Source organism: Blastopirellula retiformator (assembly GCF_007859755.1).
In the GTDB taxonomy this organism is placed as follows: Bacteria; Planctomycetota; Planctomycetia; order Pirellulales; family Pirellulaceae; genus Blastopirellula; species Blastopirellula retiformator.
This window is the reverse complement of sequence record NZ_SJPF01000001.1, coordinates 343,158-368,515: the sequence shown is the minus strand read 5'-3', so window position 1 is coordinate 368,515 and position 25,358 is coordinate 343,158. Positions and strand designations below refer to the sequence as shown.

The window sequence follows — 25,358 nt, the reverse complement described above, 5'->3', positions numbered from 1 at the left end:
AGACGCAGCAAGCTCCTAGAGCGGTTTTCCTCCATCTGTATCGTTCTGGCTGGTTGCGGCCGCGCTGGTCGGCGTTGACCTGCATCGACGAATCTTGAGGACTCGCCTGCTTCGGTCGCCTTGACCAGCTTGCCTCACCAACGCCAGAAACGCTACAGCGATCAGAAAAACGCGCTAGTCACTACATTATCGCACGAGAAAGGCCAAGCAGAAGGTTGCGAAAGATTCGTCCGCTAACCGACAGAAACCTGCGACGCCGCCATCCGGGCTCGCTTCAGTCCGTTGCGCCACCCACTAAGGGCGCCAAGGCTGCCGCCAGCGCCGAGTCCGACTGCCTGGCAGAGGAGGTTCTCGTCCATGTAGACGCCAACCGCCGCTCCGGCCAGGATGCCGAGTCCAGCGCCGATGAAGAAACCAAGTCGTACAGAATCTTGGATCAGATTACGCGCGTAAGTCGTCGTCGTTTCGCCACTGCGGCGCATGGTACGTCTATCGAAAAAACAGGTGTTCCGGGGGGAAGAGGGGGACCTCATTCTCTGAGGCCTCCCTAATTTAGCCTAGAATGACGTTAAAGTAACGATCAATTCCACTAAATTTCTCGATTCGCCGGATCTTAACGGCTGGAAAGAGCTTTGGTAAAGCCGCTGCCGAGAACCGGATCGTTCTCGTTAACGCCGGCTTCGACCTTGCCGAGATCGTTGAAGTAATACTGACGGACCAGTTCGGGAATCTCATCCAGGCGGATGAATTCGACGCGGCCATCATCGAAGAGAATATTGACCCCGGTTACCCCATGGCCTTTGGGGGCAAGTTTGCCTTTGTCTCCAACATGCACGATGTCGGATACGACCGGGTAATCGGCCCGGCCTTGCATCTTCGGCGCGATGACGCGTCCGTTGTGCTGCGTGCCGAGGTTGTAGTTGTAGACCAGGTTGAAATTGGCCCGCAAACCAGGAATTTGTTCCGGCGCGGCTTGGGCGACCTCTTTTAGCGTCGGCAGGCGAAATTTGCTGTTCTCGTTTCGATTGGCGGCGCAGCTGAGAAACTCCGGCGATTTCAAATGCCCCTGCTCGACTAGCGGCAGGCCAAACGAGCCGGCGAAATCGGCGGGACCGTCGGTGTCGATCGCCGGGTAGGCCTGCTGTTTGTTCTGATAGGCGAAGTCATGTAGCGCCATGCCGACCTGGTGCAGATTGTTTTCGCACTGCAGTCGTGACGCCAACATCCGGCTACTCGCTAAGGCCGGGAAGAAGATGACCGCGGCGGCGACGCAAGCACCGGCCGCAACCAACATATCGGCCATCGTAAATCGGGACGAATCGCTGGTCATGGCCGAGAAGGCGCGGCTGCTGCGAGGAACCGGCTTCTCGTCAATCGGCGTCTCCGCGACCACGGCCTCGGCCGGATCATCCGCCACCGCAACCTCGGCAGGCGCATCAAGAAACGCACATGCCCGCGCGGCTAAACCGGCGGGCGGAGAGACATCGACCCAACTGTCGTCCAACAGGCGGACGTGCGAACGTAGTCGCTGTAGATCGTGTTGAATTTCGGGATCGCGCTCGGCCAGCACTTCGACGTCGCGCGCTTCGTCCTCTTCGAGGGCGTTCAGCAGATAACCTAAGAGATTGTCACGCATTTTTTTCGTCGTTGGCGTAAGTGCGGTTCCAAGCTTCGGTCAGCTTGACCACCGCGGAATGCAGTCGGCTTTTGACAGTTCCGACCGGAATCCCCAAGACGTCGGCCGCTTCGCGGTATTTCAGACCCTGGTAGTAAACCAGGATCACGACTTCTTGCAACGATTCCGGCAGTTGCTTGACCGCCTCTTGCATGTACGTCTGGCGCTCTGCATCGTCAATCTGCGCGGCTGGGGCCGGTTCGCCGCTGACGAGCAGGTCGACTAGACCTCCAATTTCGTCCGCGTCATCTCGGCCAGAGCGATCCAAGCTGATCATGCGATGCCGTTTAGAACGTCGCTGGGCATCGATCGCCTGGTTGGTGGCGATCGTGTAAAGCCAGGGGCGGAATCGGCGTCCTTCCTCGAAGGACTCGCATTTCAGGTGCACCTGTAAAAAGGTGGCCTGAAAGGCGTCTTCCGCCATTTCAGCGTCGTTCAGATAGCGCCGCAGGTAGTTGAACAACTCCCGCTCGTAGCGATTGACGAGGCATTCAAAAAGCTCACGATCCCCCGTTTCCCGGTATCCGAGAATCAAATCTTCGTCGGACATCGGTTCGAGGTAGGTAAACTCCGAAGCGCTCTGCGTCATTTCAAGTGTGGCTGTCATGATTAAATACGCGGCAAGTGGGCGACGGTTCGACTTCCATTCCAAAAAGGCCCGGATTTCATCTGCTCTTCACAGATGTCCTCCTGGATCGTCGCTCGCTTGTCGGCGGATCAGTTTGCCGGACATCCTACCATGAATGTTCTGGTCAAACGCTCGAAGGGAGCAAAATCCGCCGATTTGACAGCGTGCGACTAGCCTCCTAAACTCACGATCGAACCTAATTGCAAACACCATGCCATGGCGGCAAAAATGACGAAAAAGACTCCCACGTGGGCCGCTGCTGGCGACGTTAACGCCTTCTTTGGCTTGATGTTAGATAACATCGCCGATCTGCTTTTAACGATTGGGCTGCTAGCAACGGTTTTTGACTTTCCTACAAACTTCGCGATCTCGCACATGGCGCCGGGAACCGCGATTGGCGTGCTGGTCGGCGACTTGGCCTTCTTCGTGATGGCCCTCGCCCTGGCCCGCAGAACCGGACGCAACGACGTTACTGCTATGCCTTTAGGGCTCGATACGCCCAGCACGTTCGGCATGGTTTTCTTTGTGCTCGGCCCTGCCTTTATCCACGCTCAGCACATTTTACAACTCGGAGATACAGAGGCCGCTGTTTATACGTGGCATATCGGGATTTGCTCGATCGTTCTCAGCGGTATCTTCAAGGTGTTGTGCGCTTTCGGGTCAGGTTGGATCCGAAAATTCCTCCCCCGTGCTGGCTTGCTAGGATCGCTAGCCGCCGTCGCGCTGGTCCTGATTAGCTTCCTGCCGTTTGTCGAATCGCTTCATTATCCGGTCGTCGGCATGACCGCCCTGGCGATCATTTTGACGACGCTAGTCGCGCGAATCGGCCTGCCGAAACAAATCCCAGGCGCACTGGCCGCGTTGCTGATCGCCGGCACGATCTATTACATCATGAACGGCCTGGGCATCCTGGGCGCCGCCAAAGAAGAGATGCCGTTCAATCCGCACGAAGGACTTCTACCGACCGATTGGCTGGCCGTCTTTCGCTTTGGTTGGCTGGCGCAGATGGGCGACGCCCTCAACTATCTGCCGGTAGTGATTCCGTTTGCCCTGGGAACGGTGATCGGCGGCATCGACTGCGTTGAAAGCGCCGCAGCCGTCGGCGACGAATACGATACCGACCGTATCATTCTGGTTGAAGCGATCGCGACCCTGATCGCGGGCCTCTGCGGCGGCGTGATTCAAACGACGCCCTATATCGGTCACCCGGCTTACAAAGCGATGGGAGGTCGCTCGGCTTACGTCTTGGCGACGGCGCTGTTTGTCGGCGGGGCCGGGGTGATTGGTTACTTCGGCTATCTCTACTGGCTGGTCCCCAAGTCGACCGTCTTTCCGATCCTGGTCTTCATCGGGCTGGAGATCACCGCGCAAAGCTTTCTCGCCACCACCAAAAAACATTACGCCGCGGTCTCGCTGGCCTGCGTGCCGGCGCTGGCGGCGCTGGTCTTGGTCTTTGTTGATGACGCTCAAGGACAATACATGGGGCAAGCCGCTCAGCTGACGGCGGCGGTCGAGGCGCTACCGCCAGACACGGAAGGGCTCGACAAGTTGAAAGCGTCGGCCGAAACGATCCAGTCGATCTCGCAGGGGAACTTTTTTGGTCCGCTCGGGGTCAAGTTGCAAACGCTGCGAATGCTCTCGGGCGGGTTCATCTTAACCAGCCTGATGTGGGCGTCGGCGCTGGCGATGATCATTGATCGACGGCTGCTAACCGCAGCCGGGTTCTTTGTCGTCTGCGGCGTTTTCTCCCTCTTCGGCGTGATCCACTCGCCGCTGCCGGGCAGTCCGGTTTTCCTACCGTTCTGGTACGATGGAAGTTTGGGCCAATGGGTCTGGCATCCGATGCCCGACATGGCGGCGGGCCAAACGCCCATCTACATGCTGGCCGCCTACTTGAGTGCGGCCGCGGTGTTGGTGGCGTTTCACTATTGCCGCGCTGAAGATGGCCCGTCGACAGAAAGCTCGGACGATTGGGAGGAGACGACATGATCATTCGCATCCTGGAAGAAGAGGTGATGGACGATCCGCAGGAAGCGTCCGCCTACGACGCGATGGATCATTCAGCCGTCAACGCGAAGTTCGTGGACGACCTGTGCGCTGCGTTCTCTCTCGAACCAACCGCCGAAGATGACGTCACGCTCGACGTCTTTGACGTGGGGACCGGCACGGCGCTCATCCCGATCGCGCTTTGTCAAAAGCTGCCGACGGCCCGCGTCATTGCGATCGACATGTCGACGGCGATGCTCAACCTGGCCAAGGCTAACATCGATATCGACAGCATGCTCGACCGCATTCAACTGGCCCACGCCAACGCCGCTGAGTGTGGTTTTGAAACGGACATGTTCGACCTGGTGATCTCCAACAGCATCGTCCACCATTTAGAAGACCCACTGCCAACGCTGCAGGAAATCGTCCGCGTCTGCCGACCAGGCGGCATGATCTTCGTTCGCGATCTGCTGCGTCCCGAAAGCGAAGAGGAACTGGCAAAGCTGGTCGAAACGTACGGCGGCGCCAATGAAACGGAACGCCGACTCTTTGGCGACTCGCTACGGGCAGCGCTCACCCCGGACGAAGTGCAGGAGATGATCGCGCCGCTTGGCTTCGATCCGGCGACGGTCACGGCGACCAGCGATCGCCACTGGACCTGGGCAGCGCGGAAGAACGCGTAGGCTCCGTCAACTTCCAGGTAGGGTGGGTGGAGCAAGCGCAGAGCGGCTTGCTACCTCAGGAATGATTGTTCGCTTGCGCAACCCACCTTGATTGGCGCGACGCGAAAGGTGGGTTACGCAAGCGAACGACGCTGGTTGATTTTGCAAACCTTCTTGCGCTTGCTGCACCCACCTTACGGCTGCCGATGGCGAACGGTTTGATCTCGGCAGGCAAGGCCTGCCGCCCTACCTTGGATTACATCCGCTGCAGGATCACGCGGATGTAGAACATCGCGGCTTGGATGCCGATGTCGTCTTGCAACAGGCGAACGTTGCCACCCTGTTCCCACCACGCTTGCCGCGTCTTGTCGGCTTCGCCGAGCCGGCTGGCGGTGGCGGTTTGCAGCTTGCTTAAGATCTCATGCGGATCGACCGTCGCGCTGACCATGGCATGGACGTGATTCGAGCGGCAGTTCGCCGCGACCAGGCTCCAGCCTTGTTGCTGGCAGCATTCTTCGATCGCTTTCTCGACCAGCTCGCGCTGCGCGACGGAAAGCGAAGTCGACGCCGCGCCCCGTGACGCCATCGTCTGATCACTACGAACCTGATGGCTGAAGAACCAGGTTCCCTGCGTCGTCCAAGTGATCAGATAGGCGGAGGTCGGCGGAGCTTCCGCGGAGAAGAGTAGATCAGACATAAGCATCCGGTGGCAAGAATCAAAGTAGCGAATCTAGCTTCCCACTATATTCAGGGGCGAGCGTGATTCCAGTTTCTCACTGGCGGGGCGATTCAATTCGAGCAAAATCGGGGAAAAACCTCTTCCCTGCCGTCTGTCACACCATCCTCAGTTGGGCGGCGCTGTGTAGATATAAACAATTTGCCGCTCATTACGAACGTCACCAGCCAGTTCGGTCGCGACCCCTTTCGGCAAGGCAAACTTAACAGGCCGTTGATTTTCTCAACGGGCTGCTGGATCGCATGGATGCGATCCCAAAATAGCGACGTAAGTCGTTATTTTGCGAGCCGCGAAGAGCTATGCTCTGAGCCTGGCGAGGTTGGAAAATGCCACGATGGCATTTTTCAACAGGCAGATAAGTGCGGCCCCCCGGGCCACACTACCCTTTTCGGAATTCGACGATCGTAATCGGAATCGACCACGTTTGCTGCTGCATTTGGTCGAGCATGATCTCTTTCACTCGGTCTGCGCGATAGCCGCCTGATCCGGCGCCAATTAGGGAAACGCAATCGAACCGAAGTTTTCCGTGGTGGCGATCGTCAGCGCGCTGTCGACCGAAGTGCGAATCGAATATTCCGACGACCGCCAAAACATGTTAATGCCGGCGACATGAATGATGCCCTTGAACGGCAACTTGCCGGCCGAGGTAAGCGCCGCGTGTCCTAGCGGAATCGCGCCATGCCGTCCTACTTCACGAAATGGCGCCCGAGACGCCTTGCGGCACCAGCAACCACCACGGAATGATGTTCCGATTCCAGGCGTTCACAATCACTTCGACCGGTTGATCCAGCAGATCACCGGTGACGCACTGGACCTGGGTCATTGCTCCTCTTTACTGGAAGTCGCCCCCGAATCGGTCTGGCTGGCCGGCTTGTTCGCTTCTTTCGATGCGGCTGAACGCCGCCAGGTCCAAAAGACAAAGACTACCGCGCTGGACACGACCATGATTCCGGCGACCCCAAAGGCTTGTTGCGCATCCTGTGGGGTTACGGCATAGAAACCTTCGTACGCCCGGTAGATGCCGTAGGCCAACAGGCCAACACACACGTAATTGCGGAGATTGATGATCTCGCCAGATTCTTTGTCGGTCGTCACGTCTCGGTTGTCCTTCGATCGTCTAGCTGCTGTGGCAGCCGCAATTTCATCGCTCGCGCTGCGGGCTACGATTATTGGCGTACCTGGCCGTTGGCTTGAATCTGTTTCAGCTTGGTGGTCAGCTCTTTCACTTTGTCGCCATGGTCGGCATACAGGTTATGCTTTTGAGCGACGTCCAGTTTCAGATTGTATAGCTCGCCGGGAAGATCGTCTTGTAGATAGCCTCGCTCTTGATCGAACCAGGCCGGAACCTTGCTGTGGGCGCCTGAATTGGCGGTGATCAAAAGCCAGTCGCCATCCCGAATCGCATAGCGGCCCGCCATCGTGTTGTGGACGATGCTCTGCCGCGGGCTCTTCGCTTTTTCGGTCCAGACCTTTGACATGTCGTAGCTGTCTTCCGCCGAGTTTTCAGGAAGCGGCGAACCAACGATTGCCGCCACGCTCGCCAACACGTCGACCTGGCTGATCAACGCATCGTTGACCGTTTCGGCAGGAACATGCCCTGGCCATTTGACGACCAGCGGCACATGATGTCCCCCTTCGTACAGGTCTCGCTTGACGCCGCGAAATGGCGCCGAGCTCCAGTGGTCGTACTTCCGCACCCGCTCGTACGCATAATGCTCGGCCCCGTTATCGGCGCTGAAGATGACCAGCGTGTTCTCGCCAAAGCCGTTCTCTTCGAGCGCTTTCAAGATGCGGCCAGCGCTGTCGTCGGTTTGCACCACATAGTCGCCAAAGCCGCCGGCTTGCGACTTGCCGACAAACTCGGCGGTCGGCACGATCGGTGCGTGAGGCGAGTTGAAAGGCACATACAGAAAGAACGGCCCCTCCTTTCCTTTCTGCTCGCCAATCCAGTCAACCGTTCGCTCGGTCAGGCGCGGCACGACGGCATAAAAGTCCCAATCCTTGGTCATCGGACCGGGGCGAGCTTCCCAACTTCCTTCGGCCGTTTTCGGAGTGATCTGCAGCGGCTCGGTCGGCTGGGTGATGACGCGATCGTTTTCTAGCCAGGCGTAAGGCGGAAAGTTCGGCACGTCGTCGCCAAAGTAATCGTCGAAGCCGTGCGACAAAGGGCCGCCGCTGATCGGCTGCGACCAATCAAACGCGGCCGGCGAATAGTAAGGGCGACCGCGCTGGTCCTTTTCAGGCGCAACTTGGCGGTTGCGGATCTCTTCCCAGTTCCACCCCAGGTGCCATTTGCCGATGCAGGCGGTGCGATACCCCTTTTGCTTCAGCAACTCGGCGATGGTCAGTTCTTCCTCCAGCACCGGCGGATCGAACGATTGGACGATGCCATGAAACTTCCGCCAGTGAAAGCGCCCCGTGAGCAGCGCATAGCGACTTGGCGTGCAGATGCCGGACGAGCTGTGCGCGTCGGTAAAACGCATCCCCTCGCTCGCCAGACGATCCAGATTGGGCGTCGGGATTTTCGAGCTGGGATTGTCGGCGCCAAGATCGCCGTATCCCATGTCGTCAACATACAGAATGACGATGTTGGGCAGTTCGGCGGCGGACGCAGAGCTGACCAGCGTCAACAGCGCCGCGAGCAACTCGATACGGTTCATCAGGGGCGATCCGGCCATGAGAGGTTGAATTTGGAGGGTGAGAATCCAGTTTAGTCCCCTCGCCGCAGCCGAGCGAGTCAGGAATAGGGCGAATTGTTTGTTTGCGGCCCCCGCAACAGGTATTCTCAGGGGAAAGGCGTCCACCCTCATGCCCTAACCCCCAGGAGTCTTTCTATGCAAGAGTTGTTCCTCAGCCTGCTGAAGGAGCCGTCGCGCGAACGCTACCTGGAGCTACGCAAGGAGATCATGCAGCGGGAAAACTTTGCTCCCTATTCTGACGACCTGAGACGTGCGGAAGAGTTGCTGGGAGAAGAGAAGTTTGATGAAGCGGCGGAAGTGATCTTCCATTCGATGCCGAATCTGCTGCTTTCGCCGAGCGCCCACATGCTGGTCGGCTTTGTGTTCGAGCAACAAGGTCGCGCCGAGGACGCCGAGCTGGAACGCAACATCGCCCTGCTCTGCTGCGAGGCGATCACGCTCACCGGCGCGGGGACCGAAGCGGAGCCGTACCAGGTGATGCGCACCTCCGACGAATACGACGTACTGCGATTCTTGGGAAAAGAGTTCACCGGCCAGGGATTGGTCGAAAAGAATGGGCGCCATTACGACGCGTTGAAATGCGAAGATGGCGAGGAGCTCTGGTTCGAGATCACCGACATGTACGCGATGCTCTCCCAGAAGCTTCGCGGCGACGATCTATAGCCGCCCTACAATCGCCACAGACGATCTAACCATTTGTGGGGAATGTCGGTTTTTTGGACCTATGCTTTAACCAGACGTTGCGTTTTCCCGTAATCGCTCTGTGCGTATAGTCCAATGCGAGTCCCCGAACGCCAATCCGCTCACTCCGCCCCGCCGCGCTCTTCGGCCAAACCGCCAGAGCGTTTGGTCTGGATCGACGCCGCGCGGCTGTTGGCGATGGGAATGGTAGCCCTGCAGCACTTGATCAAGATCTGCGATCTAGAGCCCTCGCAGGTCGTATTAGGGCTGGAGCCAGGCCCGATTGGTCTGGCGATGTTCTTTTCAATCAGCGGCCTGTTGGCGGCGCAAGACCGACATGGCGATCCGGTTAGCTGGCTGACGAAACGTCTGACTCGAATCTACCTACCGTACTGGATCGCCGTCGTCGGACTCCTGCTGCTCAACTATTTCGTGCAGTACAAACCGGAGCCGCTGTCGCTGGTGCTGGCCGAATTGGCCGGTGTCGTCGTCTGGACGCAACAGGGGGACATCCTCGGCATGTACCTCTGGTTCGTATCGCTATTGCTGTTTTGTTATCTGCTGACGGCGGTCGTAAAATTCGAACGTCGCGTCCTGCCAATTATGATCGCCGTTTCGATCCTCTGGCTCTGGTGGGACGCGAGCTTCGCTTCTTTCACGCTTTCGTTTCTTACAGGCCTGACGCTGGGGCTATCGGCGGACCAACCGTCCCCCAAGATCGCCGTATCGATTGCACTGGGAGCCGCGGTCTTAGCCTTTACCGTTCACCCTGGCTTCGCCTGCGTGACGATTGCCAGTCTCACGATGTTGACGACGGCGATCCCGTTCTCGCTGCAGTCGCATACCACTGCGATCATCGCCCGGCTCTCTGGCATGACCTACCACTTTTACCTGGTGCACGTCCCGATCTACCTGGCGGTCGAACACTTCTTTCCGCATCGTTTGGCGATTGTGTTCCTGCTGGGCACCGCCGGCGCAGCGCTGGGTGCGGTGGCGTTGTACCTGCTCGAAATCTATCTCCGCAAAGGGTTCTTTTCCCTCACCGCGCGCCAGCGACAGGGAAGCCCCACCTACGCGACGGCAAGAAGCTCGGCCGGCTCGGCTACCACGTCTCGAAGGTAAGTCCTGGCAGTTGCGTCGGATCGACGCCGTCATAAAAGGCGGCGATCGCCTCTTTGCACTCGGCGACGTCGGTCGTCTTGGTCCACGATCCCTTCCGTTCCGGTACCGGCACGTCGATCACCATCGAGCCATCCTCTTCCCACATGAACTGCAGGGTGACTCCTGCGTCGTTGACGACTCCCAGGAACGAGTGCGCCGCTCCTGAGATCGCATCCCAAGCGGCCAGGACTTCATCCAGAGTCGCCGCTTGGGAAGTACTGCCGTCGATGCCTTTTTCTTTGCCTTCGTCGAAATAGAAATATTTCATTGCGATGATGCGGAGATTCCAAACGAAAATGAGGAGAGTCTTGGCAAGAAACGAACAGCGGCTGCCCAAAGAGACAGCCGCTGCTCGAGGTTGATTCTTGTTTGGCGTTTTGCGCCAACAGGAGCGGCTTCGCTTACCAGCGATCGCCGCCGCGATCTCCGCCACGTCCGCCACGGTCGCCGCCACGGCCACCGCCGCCGCCGTAACCGCCACGTCCACCGCCGCCACCGCCGCCGTAGCCGCCGCGACCACCGCCGCCGCCGCCACCGTAACCGCCGCCGCCACCGCCGCCGGTGCGTTCACGTTCGCGGGCTTCGTTGACGACCAGCTTACGGCCGTCGACGTCGAAACCATTCAAAGCTTCCGTCGCCGCGACAGCGTCGCCGTCGGACGCCATTTCCACGAAACCGAAACCGCGCGAACGGCCCGTCTCGCGATCGTTGATCACGCTCGCCGAGGCGACCTGACCATATTGACCAAACAGGTTCTCCAGCTCACTGGAACCATACGAGTAGGGGAGGTTCCCTACATACAACTTCTTACCCACAGGCGCAGACCTAATCAAACTTCTGACAAGAAACTGGTTTCGATCACAGATGGACCGATGAAACACAAAAAGTAAGGATGGCAGCCCAGGCGAACGTCTCGCGAACGGCTGCTAAGCCGGCTCTACCAGAAGGGGAGAAGAAGATTCGGTCGTGCGCCGTAGAAAATTCGGACCGGAAACCTGATCGTCGCTCGCGTCTTCGGGACTTTCGTCAGCCGGCAAGTCATTCTTGCAGTTTGATCGTATCGCCGCGAATTGACCGCCGTCAATAGAATTCGGCGGCATTTGCCCGTTCCTTACCGAAATTTGACGCAATACCGATTGACAACGGCTGCCGCCGGCGCGGTCCCAGAGCGAGCCCGGTCCACCCCTCACCCACCTTTCCCTCCCGGCAGGCCCATGCTCGAACGGTCGCCCACCCCTTCGCTGGCCATTGGCACTTCGCCTGCGAAGCGCCTCGGCCGACCGCCCGGCGGGAATCGCTTTAACCTCCTGGGCCTATTACAATTGGCTCGTACGTGCTTCACCCCGCCCTGACGAAAAGCGACCTGTATGCAAGCGAAAACGAAGATCCTCGACCTCTTTGAGTGCGGATCGATCCCCGCCGCCGAAGCGGCCCATCGCCTGCTTCTGCTGGTCGACGAGGAAAACGTCAGCGAGCTGCTAGCCGATCTCCCCCCGGCCGTCGCAGAAAAAATCATGACAATGCCGCCCGAGTACCGTCGGGTGATGCTGGGCGCCCATCTGACGATCATCGGGCCGGAAGAGTTTGAACTGCTGGGGCATCTCCCTTCCGAGAAGACGCCGACAGCCGCACAGATCGAGCTGGCCAAGATTCGCTTGGAAGACGCCGGCCTCTAACCTGCCTGTTGAAAAATGCCATCGTGGCATTTTCCAACCTCGCCAGGCTCAGAGCATAGCTCTTCGCGGCTCGCAAAATAACGACTTAAGTCGTTATTTTGGGATCGCATCCGTGCGATCACGCAGTCCGTCGAGAAAATCAACGGCCTGCTAACCTTCCTGGTCGTCCCGCCCCAGAAGAGTGATTTGCGTCCTAGCGATGCGACGACTCACCCTTTGTCGGCGTTCGCTTAACAAGCGGGCTCGACCGACCACGGTCTGCTTCTACTGGTCCCAGAGATGCGTCGCATAGAGAGGTGTCGACAGCAACCATCGCCGCGCCTCGTCAGAATCGGCGAAGTGGCGACCGGTATAACCCCGGTTGTGGGCGATATCGCCGATGTCGTCGATCCGCAGACTCGGCGCAGCGTCGACGGGCGGGTGACGCACTAGCGCCAAAATAAAGTTCCGAAAGATTGGAATCGTTCCCTCGGCGATTTTGTAGCACTCCAGTTGAGTCGGCTTAAAATCGGTAAGATCGAAGTACCACAAGACGCGCTGCTGGCCCTCCGCTTCCGCCTCGGCGGCAATCCGGCGGATCATCTCCATTGCCTGTTCGACATCTCGCCAACGACCGCTCGTTTCGACCACCAGGTGATCGCGCTCGCAGATAAACAAGAACTCGATATCGTGATCAGCGCTCAGCATCGGAGAGACCGACTCCCGCGAAGGAGTGATGCGAAAATCGGAAAATTCGAAAGTCGACATAGGCTCAACCATCATCGCTTCTAAGTTGCCCAAGGGGTTCCTTCAGCGGCGGCATGGGGCTTACCAATCGCATAACGCAAAGTAACTGCACGGCAGCGTTCTTAACCACTGTCGCGCTGACTCCTCTTCTAAACAAATCTGTCCGCGAAGCCCGCGGTTCTTGGCGACCGCCTCTAAAAAATCAAGCCGCTGTCGCACTTGGGGCGTCATCTCATAACGAGGCACGTAAACGACCGCCACGCCGCGAAACGCGTCCGCCGCCGCTTCGCCGGTTATGTGCGACTGAAGCACGCTGATCGGTCGTCCTGTCGCGTCGTCCAGCCACAATACCCGTTCGCGTTGATGTCGTTGCGCTACCTCGCGAATCTTGTTGAATCCCAAGCCGCTGTCTTGGCTCGATTTCCATCCGCCGCTGGTCGTCGCGACTAACAACTGTTCCTCAAGTTCAAACTCGAATCGAATGTCCATCGTCTTGCCTGAAACGATTGCACAATTCCGCCCTGGCATCAGCAAAGACGTTCGTAAGGAAGGGGAATGGAAACGCCGCACTTTGTTAGCGTTGCATTACCCGGCGAATCGGTTGCTGACTCAGCCAATAGCGAGCTTCCGCCCCTGTGGCGAAGATTCTGCCCTGCAGTCCGCGGTTGGTGGCGACCTGCATGGCGAAGCGAACCGACTCCTCCATTTCCTCGTCTCCTTTCAGCAGCGAAACGTAACCGAGCGTCAGCGGCTCCATGATTGCGGCTGCCCGCTGCCCTAGAAAATGTCCTTCCAGGGTCGTTGGAATACGTCCTCTTACTTCGCTTAGATATAGCACTCGATAGAGCCCCGCGCCCTCGGCTTGGGCGACGATCTTAGAAAAAGCGGCCAGCGAATCACTAGCTTTTTCCCAGCTGCCGGTGACGTTGGCGATCAGCAGGTCGTTCTCGGTTGCAAACTCAACTCGGGCTGTCATGCTTGTCCTCTCTCGGGGGTGCCTAACAAAAGAATATCATTCGTTTTTCCCGGAAGTCGAATTTTGCGGAATGCCCGCATCCCTGTGTCCGGAGACCGATTTTTTGGCGAACATCCAACCCGGCGAAATCTCCACTCAAATAGCTTGTGGCCGAAGCTGCGGAAGCCCGCAGTTTCGGCTCGACCGTTAAGCCGCCTTTCTACTCAACCCAAGTCGCCAGCCGCCATGAAAAGCAATCGCCAGAAAAAGGCGCAACTGAAGGCGAAACGGGCCCGCAAAGCGCAGCGGGCCCATTATGCCGCAATCTTGCGAGGCGAGATCCGACCGCTCAACTCCACAGCGACCTGCAAGCCCGGCAATCTCCCCTGCGACCGATCGCAGCTTGCCTACTTCAATTCGTATGGCGAACCCGATTTCGTCGCCGATGGCTATCAAGACCGCGAGTTCCGCTGCATCGATTGCGGGGCCGAAGAGACCTGGAAAGCCGCCGCGCAAAAGTGGTGGTACGAAGTGGCGAAAGGGAGCGTGTGGTCGTACGCCAATCGCTGCCGCACCTGTCGACGCCGGCGACGCGCGATCCGCGCAGAAGCGAACGATCGTTGCCTGGCGGGAATAGAACGCAAGCGGCAATCGAAGCGATTGCCGCCGTCGTCGCAGAAGCGGAAGCTACGTTGATGGATTGCGTCTGTCCTGGAAGCGTTTCGAGCGATCCCAAGAACGCGAGCCCAGTTCAAAGAGAACGGGCTCGCCGCAATCGGAAAATCAACCACCGAATCGTACTCAGTCTTCAATGATCCGGACGCTTGCGTGGGCGCTAAAACCGCGATTCTGGCTATTGTTGCTACCGCTTCCAGTTCTTTCCAAGGTCGATTTCGTATTTCGTCTGTCCCTCGACAATTTCCAATCCCTCGGGGATCGAGTGCCGAACATCCTGCTGCGAACGGCTGTTTGCGGACCGATTCTTGGGCGGATACTCGAGCACGGCCGAATACGTCCCGATTGGCATCCAACCGATATCGAACGATCCATCGGGCTGAATCGGCACACCGAATCGTTCGCCATTGGCATGGAGCATCAACTGGAGTCGCACTTTCTCGTCCGGCTCAAAGGAGACCGACTGGCCCCCAGCGACAAGCCGACCGTCAAAGTCATCGACCGTCGGCCCATCAAATTCCGAAGTCTGACAGCCGGCCAACATGACGGCGGCTATCAAGGCAACAAATTCCGTTCTCATTTTGCAATCTCGCTGGCGGGGTAAGAGGTGGGAACGCCAGCCCGGCGTCGACGAATGCCGGCGCCGGGTGATGGCTACCGTTTTATAGGGGCGAATTGACTTCGCCGCCGTTCGGGGTCAACAACGGACAAAGTAGCAAGTAGTTCGTTCCATTTTGAATACTGCTGACGCTTCCATCCGCCATGCAAAACGGCGTCGCGGGATACGGGCTGCCCCACCGGTTAAACGTATCCAGACCTCGCTTGTCGCCAACAACCTCCATCGTGAAGTGCAGCCATCCATTGGCCCCGCTGTTCACAAAAAAGTTTTGCCCAGGGTAGTAATGGACGTAGGGAGTGGAACCGCTCGAACCAACTTGGGCCGCCCATGTGAGAACAGCCGGATCGAGCGCACGCATGTTGCCCATGTCATAAGGCCCAGCGGCGGTGATGGGTTGGTCGTTCTTGGCGCGAGTCGTCCCGTTGCTCATTGTGAAGTCACCGCCGCCGCGCGAATCGTACGTTTCCGTAGCCATCGCTTTCGTCCCGACCAAGATCGTATTTGACGTCCCATCCTTGATGTCCGTCAGGCGACGACGATACGACTTCCAGGCAGATGATGGGCCCGCATTCCAGTTAGGACTAACCCCCACGCTTCCGCCAGTGTCGGTCCCATTCATCCCGCTACCGATCACCATCGCATTCGCCGCGTAGTCAGAAACCGGTCCCATGTTCGCAATGTTTTCAGCCCACTCATCGGACGCACCGGTGACGTAGACATGGTCAGCGAGTCCCCCACCGCCCCGACCTGGATCCATGTACGCATTGATCGGCGCCGTATCGGTCCAATTGTCGTAGAGCGCTGTCTGCTCGATGAATGGAAGAATCTTGTAAGCCCAGGAGCAGCCGTCCACAATTTCCGGCCGAGGAGCGGCTCCTCCCCATGGCGGACCCCAGACCCAGCAGGAATAGGACCACGTACCGTTGTCCGGCAATTTACCGAACGTGTCGTGGAAATTGTGCATCCCCAATCCGATTTGCTTCAGATTGTTGGTCGACTGCATGCGGCGAGCCGCCTGGCGGGCCTGCTGTACCGCGGGAAGCAACAATCCAATCAATACTCCAATAATCGCGATGACGACTAGCAGCTCCACCAGCGTGAAACCGCGGAAGCGTTGTTTACTCATACGGCACCATAAGCAAAAAATGACTAACAAATGCAAACAAAAGACAAACAGAAATTAACAACCAAAATACACCCTGTAAACGATTATTACGAAAACAGGAACACCATTAGTGCTGCTAAACCCCCTTTCAGGATGATCCACAAATCGCCATAGGTGGATCCGTCGGCTCTGGCGCCCACACAGGCTACTTTGCCGCAGAACGGATCATCCTCGCTGAGTCGAGTTCTCAAGGCTCGATGCGGCCCTGCTCGCTAAATAGGCTGCAATGGAGAAAAAATGCGCACCGATAGGTAATTAGTGCCCAAAGGAGCTGGTCGATCACGAGAGAAACTACGCAGGTTAATACAAGGAATTGCACAATACCGATCATGGGGGCTAAGCTTGCTCAATAGATATGCAACCACGTTGCCTGACTCGTTGACACCTTCTCCTAAGCCGTTTAGTATTCGAATGTTGTCTATATTTTCTGGTTATTTTTGCTGCGCATTTCCGAGGCACCTTTGGCACGCGTCAGTCCTTCACAGAGCGGGGTCTTCAACACCGAAGCGGACCAACGCGTCGAACGTTTTACCGAGAGCGTCAGTTTCGATCGCCGTCTCTATGCGGTGGACATTTCTGGCTCTATCGCCCACGCCCAGATGCTAGCCGACGTCGGCGTGCTGACGCCGGACGAGGCGAGCCAGATCGAAACGACCCTGCTGGCGATCAAGTCTGAGATCGACGCCGGCGACTTCGAGTTTCAGCAGTCGCTCGAAGACGTCCATATGAATATTGAGAAGCAGTTGGTCGATCGACTCGGTGATGTCGGTCGCAAGCTGCACACCGGGCGAAGCCGCAACGACCAGGTCGCCACCGACACTCGGCTCTGGGTGCGGGAAGCGATCGACCTGATCGACGAGCGGCTGAAGACGCTGCAAACCGCCTTCGTCGGGCGATGCGAAGCCGACGCAGATATCCTACTTCCCGCATACACCCATCTGCAGCGCGCTCAACCGGTTTTGGCGCCTCACTACTGGCTGGCCTACGTCGAGAAGCTGGCCCGCGACCGGGCTCGTCTGGCCGACTGCCGTCGCCGCGTGAATGTCTGCAGTCTGGGCACCGCCGCATTGGCCGGCACGACCCTCCCAATTGATCGCCAAAACGTCGCCGATCGGCTTGGTTTTGAAGATGTCGCCCGCAATAGCTTGGATGTCTCCAGCGATCGCGATTACCTGCTGGAGTTCGCCTTCTGCCTGACGCTGATTGCCGAACATCTGAGCACCTGGGCCGACGAATGGGTTCTGTGGTCGACGGTTGAGTTCAACTTCATCAAGCTGCCGCAGCAATTCTGCACCGGCTCTTCGATCATGCCGCAGAAGATCAATCCCGACGTCTGCGAACTGGTTCGTGGCAAGAGCGCCCGGGTGATCGGCAATCTGCAGTCGCTGCTGGTGCTGGTGAAGGGATTGCCGCTGGCCTACAACCGCGACCTGCAAGAAGACAAAGAGCCGCTGTTCGACTCGTTCGATACGGTCGCGGCCTGCTTGGAACTGGCGGCGCCGATTGTCGCTGGGGCCGAGCTGAAGGTCAACTCGATCCGCTCGCGGCTCGATCGTGGCTTCCTCGACGCCACGACGCTGATGGAACACCTGATCAAACTGGGAACTCCCCAGCGGACCGCCCATCATCAGATTGGCGCCCTGGTCAAACAGGCGATGGAGGCCGACTGTCGGCTGGCCGACCTGCCGCTAGAAGCGTTTCAATCGCTAAATTCGTCGCTCGACGAGAGCGTGTACGACGTGCTGGGAGTCGATAGGGCGGTCGCCGCCTTCCAAAGTTACGGCTCAACTGCTCCCGCCGAGGTCAAGAAACAGGTTGGTTATTGGAAAGAGCAATTAAGCTTGGACTAGTTCTCTAGCAAGGAAGCGCGACGATGGTATTTCCCTCCGATGGACAGCGGAACTCCCTTTAGCCCCGCCGCGTGCTCATAATGCGATCACTACTTACGATTTGTTGGGTCTTGCTGGCCGTCGGAACCGTCGCCGCCCAAGCGCCCGATCCGCCTGCCGACTCTCCGGCTGTCGCCGCGATTCGCGAATCGAATCCAACCACGCCGCTCGAGCTGGCAGAGGCGGCCGCGCTGATGGTTGACCTGGGCCGCGCCGACGTCGCGAACGAATATCTCAACAAGATCCTGACCGACAAGCCGAGCGACGAAGAACTCGTCCGCCTGCAAGCCAAGTTCGGCAGCGGCCCACTCATTCGCTTCCAGAATCTGCCGGAGCTACAACCGGTTGGTTCGGACGTCGCCAATCTCGTCTTCGCCGCGGTCGAAAAGCTAACGCGTGATCCAGCTTTCCTGCAGCAGCAAGTCGACGCCCTCGCTTCGACCGACGCCGACGCCGTTCGTCGCGCCAACATCGCTTTGCGTGGCGCCGGGGCCGCCGCGATTGAACCGCTGCTGTTGGCCTACGCCACCAGCGACAACCCGTCGGTCCGCACCGCCTCGCTGAAAATCATGCTGCAGCTGGGCGAAGACGCCGAGCCGGCGCTATGGGGCGCTTTGGACAGCGACGATCCGCAGATCAAAGCGTCGGCCCTTTCGGCGCTGGGCGCACTTCGCTCGAAACGTTCCCTTGATTTGATGGTTGGCCCCACGGTTAACCCCAGCGAGCCTGCCGAGGTTCGCGCTGCCGCCAAGCAAGCGGTGATCGATATCGTCGGCGCCGCGCCGACCACCAGCGATGTCGAAAAGTTTTTGACCAAACGGCTCGAAGGCTATCTGGCCGGCGAACCGGTCTTCTCGGGCGGTCCCCTGACGACGATGGACGTTTGGACCTGGGGCGACGCCACGCCGCATCTGACCAAAAAGACGCTCAGCACCGCGGACGCGGCGACCGTTTGGATCGCCCGCATGGCTCGCGACCTGGCGGCGATCAATCCCAACAACCCACAGAACGCTCGGCTCCGGATGCTGACCGCGCTGCAAAGCGTGATCGCGCTGGACGGCCCCAACGCCAAGATTGAAGGAACGCCAGCCGCCGCAGCGGCGCAAGAGCTGGGCCCTGATGCCGTGGAAGAGGCGTTGTCCTACGCACTGACTCACCCGCGCCTGACGATGGCGGCGATCGCCGCTTGTCGCTTGCTGGGCGAACAAGGGGACGTGAGCGTCATCGATGCTCGCAACGGACAGGAAAGCCCGCTGGCGATGGCCTTGTCGCATGGTAACTTCCGCGTGCAAGCCGCCGCGGTCGATGCAATTCTCACCCTCGATCCGCGACAGCCCTACGCCGGCTCTAGCGCTTTGATCGAAGCGCTAATCACGTTCGCTCGCACCTCCGGAGATCGCGTCGCCGTGATCGCCGATCCCGATTCGGATCGCGCTCAGGAACTGGCCGGTCTGCTGACCGAACTCGGCTACTCCGTCATTTCCCGTCGTGGACGCCGCGCGTTCTTCGACGCCATTTACTCGACGCCTGATGTCGAACTGATCTTCATCAGCGACGCGGTTGATCGTCCCGGCGCCTTTGAAATGACGCAAATCGTCCATCGCGACAAGCGGACCGCCACCACGCCGATTGGCGTCGTGCCGTGGATCGATGACCACAGCCGCTGGCAGGTTCGTTTGACCGACGACCCCTACGCGATGGCGCTGATTCGGGCACACGACCTGGCAGGACTCACTTTCCAGATCCAGCAGCTCTACGCCTCGGAAGGCCGGTTGCTGGTCGATGCGGCCGAACGTCGCGAGCGCGGCGCGGCGGCGCTGGCTGCTCTGGCGAAGCTCTCTGGGACTCCCGCCTATAAGTTTTACGATCTGATCCTGTACGAAAAAGCGCTCGCCGCGCTGGCTGCCAATTCGGTATCGATGGAAAACGCCGCGACGCTGCTGAGCAACCTGGGCACGCCGACGGCGCAGTGCGCCTTGGTCGAAACGGCCAGCGAAAATGCTCGGCCCCTGGCCGAACGCCAGATCGCAGCCCAGGCGTTCGCCGATTCGGTCAAGCGGTTCGGCTTGCGACTGACGCGTCATCAAATCTTACAGCAGTATGATCGGTACAACGAAAGCGAGGCGTACGATCGCCAAACGCAAGACGTGTTAGCGAGCATCCTGGATGCGATGGAAGCCTCCGCCAAGGGAGTGCGCCTGGACCAACCCGGCCTCGTGCAACCTGTAATGGAAGAGGTCGCAAAGTAGTCCATGTACGGCGATTGGTCAGACGCACCGCGCTCGTTAGCCACCCTCGGTTACGAGCCCCCGATTCCTGGCTTGATCGGTTCGAGCCAGGCGATGATGGAGGTCTACAACCTCACGCGTCGCGTGGCCGGCAGCAACGCATCCGTTTTGCTGTTGGGCGAAACCGGCGTCGGCAAAGAAATGATCGCCTCGGCGGTGCATCGTCTGAGCCAACGCGCGGCGGGTCCTTTCGTGAAAGTCAACTGCGGCGCTCTGAGCGAAAGCCTGCTCGAAAGTGAACTGTTCGGTCACATGCGGGGTGCGTTCACCGGCGCCGTCAGCAACCGGACCGGTCGTTTCGAAGCGGCCCACGGCGGTTCGATCTTCCTTGATGAAATCAACTCGACGTCGCTCCACCTGCAAGTCAAACTGCTGCGGGTGCTGCAAGAGCGCGAGTTTGAACGGGTCGGCGATACGCAAACGATTCGAGTCGATACCCGAGTCGTCGCCGCGTCCAACCGCGACCTGATGGACGAAGTCGAAGCGGAACGCTTCCGTGAAGACTTGTACTGGCGTCTGAACGTCGTGCCGATCCGCATTCCGCCGCTCCGCGAACGCCGCGAAGACATTCCCGAGCTGGTCGCGCACTTCCTGAACGTCTACAGCGAAACGAACGAACGACACGTCGTCCATATCCAGCGCGAAGCGATGGAAGCGCTGCAGGATCACGATTGGCCGGGCAATGTTCGCGAACTGCAAAACTATGTCGAACGTGCGGTTGTGCTGGCCGAGTCGGACGAATTGACCGTCGACCTGCTGCCGCCGGAGATCCGCAGCGGTACGAAACGCCCCCCGCTGGGAATGTCGGCCCAGGCGTTTGATCTCGATACGCTAACGCAGGAAGTGGTGCAGCAAGGCCTGAACGAAGCGGATCCCGACGCTGAGGATTTGCATAGCCGCGTGGTGAACCGAGTCGAGAAGGAATTGATCGCCCAGGTCATGCAGGCCTGCAGTGGAGTACAGACCAAAGCGGCGACCCGTTTAGGGATTAACCGGAATACGCTGCATAAGAAGCTAAAAGAATACGATCTCGACTCTTGATCGGCGATATCGAGCCAAACGCGTAGCCTACTCGTAACCTATGCTTGCGCGTTACATGAACTCCCGGCTACACGGCTTTCGATCCTCATGCGCCCGTTCGACATCGACGCCCCTTCGCTGCAATCGCTACGACCATCCCAGGCGGAGCGTTTGCTGGACGTTTGCGCCGCTCACCGTCAGTTGACGATTCTGATGGCGTCCATCTTCTGCCTGGCGATTTCCGCCGCGGATATTGCTTTGGGAAACGAGTTTCCCATCGCCGCTCTGTGTTTGCCGTTTGTGGTGGCGGTTTGCTGGGTCGCCAGTTTACAAACCGCGGTCACGCTGGCGATCGTTTGCTCGATAGCCTGGATCGTCGATGACGCGTTCTTCCTGCAATCGGCGTCGCCAGGCGTGACGATGACTGAAATCTGGCAGACCGCGGTGCACGTCTGCTTCTTCCTGGTCGTCCTTTCGGTCGTCACGCGACTGCGCGGCGCCTACGAACGGGAACGACTGTTCGCTCGAATCGACTCCTTGACCGGGCTACTGAACACCGCGGCGTTTAACGACACCGCCGAGCGCGAAGCGGCCCGCTGCCGTCGCACCAAGTCGCCGCTGACGGTGGCGTTCATCGACTGCGACAACTTCAAACATGTCAACGACACGCTTGGACACCGCGCTGGCGATCGCCTGCTGAAGACGGTCGCAAAGATCCTCTGCCAGAGCATTCGCGATATGGACGTCGTCGCGCGACTTGGCGGCGACGAGTTCGCCCTACTCTTGCCGGAAGCGACCGCAGAGCAGGCTCAGATCGTTATCGACCGCGTCCGGTCGCGACTGAGCGAAGCGATGGCGACCGAGAGTTGTCCGGTCACCTTCAGCATCGGGGTGGCCGTCTATCACAAGCCGGAGCCCGACGCCGACTCGCTGCTGCATGGCGCCGATCAGTTGATGTACGACGTCAAACGCAACGCCAAAGATGGCGTTGCGTATCATGTCGTGTAGCGCCGACTATGGCGCCTTGTCGCTTTGCAGATAGGCGAACAGATCGCGAATCTGCGTCGCCGTCATGTCGCTGAGCAACCGGTCAGGCATCAACGACTTGTCGACCGCCAGCGGGCCTTCGTCGATATCATCGCGAGGAATCACTAGCGCCGGATTCTCGGCGTTTTGCAGCGTGATCGTCTTGTCGTCCTGTTCTCGTACGAAGCCCGACAAGACTCGACCGTCGACCAGCAAGACGCGGAAGTTGGTGTACTCTTCGCGAATCGCGGCGCTGGGGTCGACGATTGACAGCAACATGTAGTCGAGATTCTTCCGCTCGTACCCGGTCAGGTCAGGACCGATCGCGGCGCCGTCGCCATGCAATTTGTGGCACGTCGCGCACGTCTTTTTGAACAGCACCGCCCCATGCGCCGGATCGCCCGATCCGGTCTTCAGGATGGTCGCCGTCTGCTCCAGCTGTTTCGCCAGTTCGTCCGGCGTCGCGCGGGTCGCTCCCCACAGCTTGCTAATTCGCGCATTCAGCTTCTCGTCGCCATGTAGCTTCAAGTTCTCGACCAGGTCGACCGCCACTGCCGAACGCGGAATCTCCTCGCGTTCAATCGCCGCAATCAATGCCGTTGCCGAAGCGGCCCGGCCCGCCGTCAGGTCGATGATCGCCCCTTGAACCGTTTCGGTTTCGTAGGGATAACGGGCCACCAGCGCCGCCGCAATCTCCGGCTCGGCGAACTGTCGCAAGCCGCCGGTCGCCGCAATGCGCATTTCCGCCGACGCGGCCGACATCGCCACCCGCAACAGGGCGTCTTTCGCTGCGGGCGAACCGACCTGTCCAAGCAGTTGCGCCAGCTTGATCCGCTGATCGAGCTTCGCCTTTTCATTTTCGACCAGGGCGATCGCCTTCGTTTCCGCTTCTTTCCGCCCCGCCCGGACTAGCAGCGCCATTTGGGCTGGCGAGTCTCCGCTGGCCGAGGCGACGATCGCTTCGCGCAGCTGGGCTGGCATCGCTTCGATCTTGCGTCCAGCGAACGCGTCATCAATCGCCGTCAGCATCTTGCCGCGCCGGGCCGGCGCCTCGGTTTGCTTCAACAGCTCGGCCAGTTCCAACAGGTGCGGCTCGGTCGGTTCCGCCGCCAAACGCTGGGCCAGCTTCGGCAACACGACGTCGCCGCCGATCTTGGTCGCTTGCAACTCCTGGGCGATTCCGCCAACGTCGAGCGACGAATCATTGGCATGCCCCTCAATCGCCCACCAGGTCAGCAGCGGAATGTGCGGATCAGCGGCCAGGTCGTCACGCCTCGCCAGACGGACAGCGGTCTCGAGTCCCACGACGCCGGGGATCCGTTTCGCCGTGCAGGCCAACTGGCTGCAAACCTCGACGTCGGTCTCCTGTTCCGCCAATTGGTAGAGTTGCTCGGCAAAGCTCTGGGCTAACTCCGGCGTCAAGAGACGGGTGCCCCAGACGCGGACATATGGGTCAGCATGGCTGAGCGCAATCTTGGCCGCCTGGTCGTTGTATTTTTTGAGACCATGAATCGCCCACAGGTACTCCAATGCAAGCTGCCCATTGAGGCTCGGCAACTTCTCGATGAGGCTCGCTGCAACCGCCGGATCGCCATGTTCGTAGATCATCCGCTGCGTCAATTGGCGGACCAACTTGTTCGGACTTTCGAGCTTCTCCATCAACTCGGCCGTCGACAACTCGCGCAGATCAAACGGCGTTTGCTGTGGGTACTCGTTGGGCTGAATCCGCCAGATTCGGCCTCGCGCTCGATCCCACGTATCGCGTGGATCAACGTGCGTCAGCCGCGTGTCGCACCAGTCGACGACATAGACGCAACCGTCAGGCCCCACCTTGATATCGACCGGGCGAAACCAGACGTCGTCAGTCTGCATCACCTTCAGCTCATCTTCGGTCTTCCAGGTCGAACCGTCAGGCGACATCTTCGAAACCGCGACGTAGTTATGTAGCGGAACCGGCGCGATCAATCGCCCCTGGTAGCGCGGCGGCAACGTATCGCTTTCGTACCGGACCAGCGTATGGCTGAAACGTTCGGCTGCGGCATGTCCCATCTGCTCGAAAAAGCCGTAGGCATACGGGTTCGTCAGTGGACCATGCTTGCCCCACGACTTCCAGTAGTAGCCTCCCTGCACGTAGTGAAAGCCGCGTGTGTTGCCGCCGTTATGCCCCGAGAAAACGCGTCCCTGGGCGTCGAACTCAACAGCGAACGTATTGCCGCCCCCTTCGGCGAAGACTTCAAACTTGTTCTTGGCCGGATGATAGCGCCAGATCCCCTGCCCTTTGAAATGGACGGAAGGGTGATCGGGATTGCGCGGCAACGTCACCGTCGCCCAACAGGTGCTTCCCTGGGCGCCATACAGCCAACCATCCGGTCCCCAGGTCAAACTGTTGGCGACCGCATGGGTGTCAGCCATACCGAAGCCAGCTAGGTGAACTTCGGGATCGCCGTCCGGCACATCGTTCTGATCCTGGTCGGGATAGAACAGCAAGTAAGGCGGGTTCATCACCCAAACGCCCCCTCGGCCGGGCAGCGCACTGGTGGCGATGTTCAGGCCGTCGACAAACGTCTTTTGTTTGTCATAGACGCCGTCGCCATCGGTATCTTCATGGATCGTAATTTTGTCGGCGCCGTGATCATGGTGCGGGGGCGCCGGCGGCACTTTGTCAAAGACCGCCCGCAGGTGCTCGTCGTATTTCACCACCTTCAGCCCTGCCGGAAACGGATACTGCAGATACTGCACCACCCACATCCGGCCGCGCTCGTCAAAATTGATGCAGACCGGCTGACGAACCTCAGGCTCGGCCAGCGCCAACTTCACCGTGACGTCGTCGGGCGTGACGAACTTCTTCTCGGCCTCGAGCGGCTCGAGCGCCGGAATCGAGAAGTCGCCTGTGGCGCCACGGCCGGCGAAGTTGCGAATATGCTCGCGAACCGCTTCGTTCTCGGCGGTCGCCAGAGAACGTTTTTTCTTCTCTAGATCGGCTGGCGTCTCCTCCGCAAGCGCGAAGGAAGCGAGCGATCCAAACAAAACGAGCAGCAGCAGATAGGGAGCAAAGGCGGGAGGTTTCGGCATGGCGGTCACAAGGCGGGAA

The 25,358-nt window shown here is 59.2% G+C and carries 26 protein-coding genes; 10 read left to right on the top strand and 16 right to left on the bottom strand.

The genetic code is table 11. From position 1 onward, the window contains the following. Window positions 1–233 precede the first annotated feature (233 nt). From Enr8_RS01550 to Enr8_RS01540, 3 genes are all read right to left on the bottom strand, one after another. Window positions 234–482 carry a hypothetical protein gene (locus Enr8_RS01550; protein WP_146428861.1) on the bottom strand — a complete coding sequence of 83 codons (249 nt, stop codon included), beginning with the start codon at window positions 480–482 and terminating at the stop codon, window positions 234–236. A 131-nt stretch (window positions 483–613) separates the two neighbouring features. After that, the gene (locus tag Enr8_RS01545) at window positions 614–1,636 is read right to left on the bottom strand and encodes a DUF1559 family PulG-like putative transporter (protein ID WP_146428860.1); all 1,023 of its coding nucleotides are present in this window, start codon (window positions 1,634–1,636) and stop codon (window positions 614–616) included. Further along, window positions 1,629–2,282 carry an RNA polymerase sigma factor gene (locus Enr8_RS01540; RefSeq protein ID WP_246119909.1) on the bottom strand — a complete coding sequence of 218 codons (654 nt, stop codon included), beginning with the start codon at window positions 2,280–2,282 and terminating at the stop codon, window positions 1,629–1,631. Before Enr8_RS01540 ends, Enr8_RS01545 begins: the two co-directional genes overlap by 8 nt. 249 nt (window positions 2,283–2,531) lie before the next feature. On the opposite strand from Enr8_RS01540, the gene Enr8_RS01535 reads away from it, so the two are divergent. Together Enr8_RS01535 and Enr8_RS01530 are read left to right on the top strand one after the other, a co-directional pair. Next, window positions 2,532–4,292, top strand: a complete 1,761-nt coding sequence (locus tag Enr8_RS01535; protein WP_146428859.1) for a SulP family inorganic anion transporter — start codon at window positions 2,532–2,534, stop codon at window positions 4,290–4,292. Next, window positions 4,289–4,972, top strand: a complete 684-nt coding sequence (locus Enr8_RS01530; protein ID WP_146428858.1) for a class I SAM-dependent methyltransferase — start codon at window positions 4,289–4,291, stop codon at window positions 4,970–4,972. The genes Enr8_RS01535 and Enr8_RS01530 overlap by 4 nt, the downstream gene beginning before the upstream one ends. Before the next feature lie 235 nt (window positions 4,973–5,207). Here Enr8_RS01530 and Enr8_RS01525 read toward each other — a convergent pair whose 3' ends face one another. The 5 genes from Enr8_RS01525 to Enr8_RS01510 all read right to left on the bottom strand — a co-directional run bounded on the left by Enr8_RS01525 (window position 5,208) and on the right by Enr8_RS01510 (window position 8,347). Further along, window positions 5,208–5,648, bottom strand: a complete 441-nt coding sequence (locus tag Enr8_RS01525; protein ID WP_186767373.1) for a transposase — start codon at window positions 5,646–5,648, stop codon at window positions 5,208–5,210. 534 nt (window positions 5,649–6,182) lie between these two features. Next, a complete protein-coding gene (locus Enr8_RS25915) occupies window positions 6,183–6,320 on the bottom strand; it encodes a macro domain-containing protein (protein WP_246119908.1) in 138 nt (45 codons plus the stop codon). Between the two features lie 58 nt (window positions 6,321–6,378). Beyond that, window positions 6,379–6,510: a macro domain-containing protein gene (locus Enr8_RS26380; protein WP_261342397.1), complete on the bottom strand. Its 132-nt coding sequence runs from the start codon at window positions 6,508–6,510 to the stop codon at window positions 6,379–6,381. Next, the gene (locus Enr8_RS01515) at window positions 6,507–6,782 is read right to left on the bottom strand and encodes a hypothetical protein (RefSeq protein WP_146428856.1); all 276 of its coding nucleotides are present in this window, start codon (window positions 6,780–6,782) and stop codon (window positions 6,507–6,509) included. The genes Enr8_RS26380 and Enr8_RS01515 overlap by 4 nt, the downstream gene beginning before the upstream one ends. A gap of 71 nt (window positions 6,783–6,853) precedes the next feature. After that, a complete protein-coding gene (locus Enr8_RS01510) occupies window positions 6,854–8,347 on the bottom strand; it encodes a sulfatase family protein (RefSeq protein ID WP_146428855.1) in 1,494 nt (497 codons plus the stop codon). A 174-nt stretch (window positions 8,348–8,521) separates the two neighbouring features. On the opposite strand from Enr8_RS01510, the gene Enr8_RS01505 reads away from it, so the two are divergent. Then, the gene (locus Enr8_RS01505) at window positions 8,522–9,049 is read left to right on the top strand and encodes a hypothetical protein (RefSeq protein WP_146428854.1); all 528 of its coding nucleotides are present in this window, start codon (window positions 8,522–8,524) and stop codon (window positions 9,047–9,049) included. A 114-nt stretch (window positions 9,050–9,163) separates the two neighbouring features. After that, window positions 9,164–10,189: an acyltransferase family protein gene (locus tag Enr8_RS01500; protein ID WP_146428853.1), complete on the top strand. Its 1,026-nt coding sequence runs from the start codon at window positions 9,164–9,166 to the stop codon at window positions 10,187–10,189. Here Enr8_RS01500 and Enr8_RS01495 read toward each other — a convergent pair. Beyond that, the gene (locus tag Enr8_RS01495; protein WP_146428852.1) at window positions 10,170–10,496 is read right to left on the bottom strand and encodes a hypothetical protein; all 327 of its coding nucleotides are present in this window, start codon (window positions 10,494–10,496) and stop codon (window positions 10,170–10,172) included. The genes Enr8_RS01500 and Enr8_RS01495 overlap by 20 nt on opposite strands. A 133-nt stretch (window positions 10,497–10,629) precedes the next feature. Then, window positions 10,630–11,043, bottom strand: a complete 414-nt coding sequence (locus Enr8_RS01490; protein WP_146428851.1) for an RNA recognition motif domain-containing protein — start codon at window positions 11,041–11,043, stop codon at window positions 10,630–10,632. A 552-nt stretch (window positions 11,044–11,595) separates the two neighbouring features. On the opposite strand from Enr8_RS01490, the gene Enr8_RS01485 reads away from it, so the two are divergent. Next, window positions 11,596–11,904: a hypothetical protein gene (locus tag Enr8_RS01485; protein ID WP_146428850.1), complete on the top strand. Its 309-nt coding sequence runs from the start codon at window positions 11,596–11,598 to the stop codon at window positions 11,902–11,904. 264 nt (window positions 11,905–12,168) lie between these two features. On the opposite strand, the gene Enr8_RS01480 is transcribed toward Enr8_RS01485, so the two are convergent. The 3 genes from Enr8_RS01480 to Enr8_RS01470 all read right to left on the bottom strand — a co-directional run bounded on the left by Enr8_RS01480 (window position 12,169) and on the right by Enr8_RS01470 (window position 13,606). Further along, a complete protein-coding gene (locus tag Enr8_RS01480; protein ID WP_146428849.1) occupies window positions 12,169–12,651 on the bottom strand; it encodes a hypothetical protein in 483 nt (160 codons plus the stop codon). Between the two features lie 60 nt (window positions 12,652–12,711). Continuing rightward, on the bottom strand, window positions 12,712–13,119 hold the full coding sequence (locus Enr8_RS01475) for a hypothetical protein (protein WP_146428848.1): 408 nt from the start codon (window positions 13,117–13,119) through the stop codon (window positions 12,712–12,714). Between the two features lie 85 nt (window positions 13,120–13,204). After that, complete coding sequence (locus Enr8_RS01470; RefSeq protein ID WP_146428847.1) at window positions 13,205–13,606, bottom strand: hypothetical protein; 402 nt, start codon at window positions 13,604–13,606, stop codon at window positions 13,205–13,207. A 225-nt stretch (window positions 13,607–13,831) separates the two neighbouring features. On the opposite strand from Enr8_RS01470, the gene Enr8_RS01465 reads away from it, so the two are divergent. Then, window positions 13,832–14,281 (top strand): zinc-ribbon domain containing protein, encoded by a 450-nt coding sequence (locus Enr8_RS01465; RefSeq protein ID WP_146428846.1) that lies wholly within the window; start codon window positions 13,832–13,834, stop codon window positions 14,279–14,281. A gap of 166 nt (window positions 14,282–14,447) precedes the next feature. Here Enr8_RS01465 and Enr8_RS01460 read toward each other — a convergent pair whose 3' ends face one another. Together Enr8_RS01460 and Enr8_RS01455 are read right to left on the bottom strand one after the other, a co-directional pair. Then, window positions 14,448–14,840: a DUF3823 domain-containing protein gene (locus Enr8_RS01460; RefSeq protein WP_146428845.1), complete on the bottom strand. Its 393-nt coding sequence runs from the start codon at window positions 14,838–14,840 to the stop codon at window positions 14,448–14,450. An 82-nt stretch (window positions 14,841–14,922) separates the two neighbouring features. Continuing rightward, the gene (locus tag Enr8_RS01455; RefSeq protein ID WP_146428844.1) at window positions 14,923–16,005 is read right to left on the bottom strand and encodes a DUF1559 family PulG-like putative transporter; all 1,083 of its coding nucleotides are present in this window, start codon (window positions 16,003–16,005) and stop codon (window positions 14,923–14,925) included. Between the two features lie 500 nt (window positions 16,006–16,505). Between Enr8_RS01455 and argH the strand changes: the two genes are divergently transcribed. The 4 genes from argH (at window position 16,506) to Enr8_RS01435 (ending at window position 22,249) form a co-directional block, all read left to right on the top strand. After that, window positions 16,506–17,894 carry an argininosuccinate lyase gene (gene argH / locus Enr8_RS01450; RefSeq protein ID WP_146428843.1) on the top strand — a complete coding sequence of 463 codons (1,389 nt, stop codon included), beginning with the start codon at window positions 16,506–16,508 and terminating at the stop codon, window positions 17,892–17,894. Between the two features lie 80 nt (window positions 17,895–17,974). Then, window positions 17,975–20,182 carry a HEAT repeat domain-containing protein gene (locus tag Enr8_RS01445; RefSeq protein ID WP_146428842.1) on the top strand — a complete coding sequence of 736 codons (2,208 nt, stop codon included), beginning with the start codon at window positions 17,975–17,977 and terminating at the stop codon, window positions 20,180–20,182. Window positions 20,183–20,275: 93 nt separating this feature from the next. Then, window positions 20,276–21,262 carry a sigma-54 interaction domain-containing protein gene (locus tag Enr8_RS01440; protein WP_246119971.1) on the top strand — a complete coding sequence of 329 codons (987 nt, stop codon included), beginning with the start codon at window positions 20,276–20,278 and terminating at the stop codon, window positions 21,260–21,262. An 87-nt stretch (window positions 21,263–21,349) separates the two neighbouring features. Then, window positions 21,350–22,249: a GGDEF domain-containing protein gene (locus Enr8_RS01435; RefSeq protein WP_146428840.1), complete on the top strand. Its 900-nt coding sequence runs from the start codon at window positions 21,350–21,352 to the stop codon at window positions 22,247–22,249. A gap of 6 nt (window positions 22,250–22,255) precedes the next feature. Here the strand turns inward: Enr8_RS01435 and Enr8_RS01430 are convergent, their stop codons facing one another. Further along, a complete protein-coding gene (locus tag Enr8_RS01430) occupies window positions 22,256–25,339 on the bottom strand; it encodes a PVC-type heme-binding CxxCH protein (RefSeq protein ID WP_146428839.1) in 3,084 nt (1,027 codons plus the stop codon). Window positions 25,340–25,358 lie beyond the last annotated feature (19 nt).

Coding starts and splice junctions, on each gene's coding strand:
- Enr8_RS26380 (WP_261342397.1), bottom strand. CDS start 6,510: ATGACCCAGGTCCAGTGCGTCACCGGTGATCTGCTGGATCAACCGGTC.
- Enr8_RS01495 (WP_146428852.1), bottom strand. CDS start 10,496: ATGAAATATTTCTATTTCGACGAAGGCAAAGAAAAAGGCATCGACGGC.
- Enr8_RS01500 (WP_146428853.1), top strand. CDS start 9,164: ATGCGAGTCCCCGAACGCCAATCCGCTCACTCCGCCCCGCCGCGCTCT.
- Enr8_RS01475 (WP_146428848.1), bottom strand. CDS start 13,119: ATGGACATTCGATTCGAGTTTGAACTTGAGGAACAGTTGTTAGTCGCG.
- Enr8_RS01545 (WP_146428860.1), bottom strand. CDS start 1,636: ATGCGTGACAATCTCTTAGGTTATCTGCTGAACGCCCTCGAAGAGGAC.
- Enr8_RS01470 (WP_146428847.1), bottom strand. CDS start 13,606: ATGACAGCCCGAGTTGAGTTTGCAACCGAGAACGACCTGCTGATCGCC.
- Enr8_RS01435 (WP_146428840.1), top strand. CDS start 21,350: ATGCGCCCGTTCGACATCGACGCCCCTTCGCTGCAATCGCTACGACCA.
- Enr8_RS01445 (WP_146428842.1), top strand. CDS start 17,975: ATGCGATCACTACTTACGATTTGTTGGGTCTTGCTGGCCGTCGGAACC.
- Enr8_RS01460 (WP_146428845.1), bottom strand. CDS start 14,840: ATGAGAACGGAATTTGTTGCCTTGATAGCCGCCGTCATGTTGGCCGGC.
- Enr8_RS01455 (WP_146428844.1), bottom strand. CDS start 16,005: ATGAGTAAACAACGCTTCCGCGGTTTCACGCTGGTGGAGCTGCTAGTC.
- Enr8_RS01510 (WP_146428855.1), bottom strand. CDS start 8,347: ATGAACCGTATCGAGTTGCTCGCGGCGCTGTTGACGCTGGTCAGCTCT.
- Enr8_RS01480 (WP_146428849.1), bottom strand. CDS start 12,651: ATGTCGACTTTCGAATTTTCCGATTTTCGCATCACTCCTTCGCGGGAG.
- Enr8_RS01440 (WP_246119971.1), top strand. CDS start 20,276: ATGATGGAGGTCTACAACCTCACGCGTCGCGTGGCCGGCAGCAACGCA.
- Enr8_RS01530 (WP_146428858.1), top strand. CDS start 4,289: ATGATCATTCGCATCCTGGAAGAAGAGGTGATGGACGATCCGCAGGAA.
- Enr8_RS01540 (WP_246119909.1), bottom strand. CDS start 2,282: ATGACAGCCACACTTGAAATGACGCAGAGCGCTTCGGAGTTTACCTAC.
- Enr8_RS01525 (WP_186767373.1), bottom strand. CDS start 5,648: ATGTCTGATCTACTCTTCTCCGCGGAAGCTCCGCCGACCTCCGCCTAT.
- Enr8_RS01430 (WP_146428839.1), bottom strand. CDS start 25,339: ATGCCGAAACCTCCCGCCTTTGCTCCCTATCTGCTGCTGCTCGTTTTG.
- Enr8_RS01465 (WP_146428846.1), top strand. CDS start 13,832: ATGAAAAGCAATCGCCAGAAAAAGGCGCAACTGAAGGCGAAACGGGCC.
- Enr8_RS01485 (WP_146428850.1), top strand. CDS start 11,596: ATGCAAGCGAAAACGAAGATCCTCGACCTCTTTGAGTGCGGATCGATC.
- Enr8_RS01550 (WP_146428861.1), bottom strand. CDS start 482: ATGCGCCGCAGTGGCGAAACGACGACGACTTACGCGCGTAATCTGATC.
- Enr8_RS01535 (WP_146428859.1), top strand. CDS start 2,532: ATGACGAAAAAGACTCCCACGTGGGCCGCTGCTGGCGACGTTAACGCC.
- Enr8_RS01505 (WP_146428854.1), top strand. CDS start 8,522: ATGCAAGAGTTGTTCCTCAGCCTGCTGAAGGAGCCGTCGCGCGAACGC.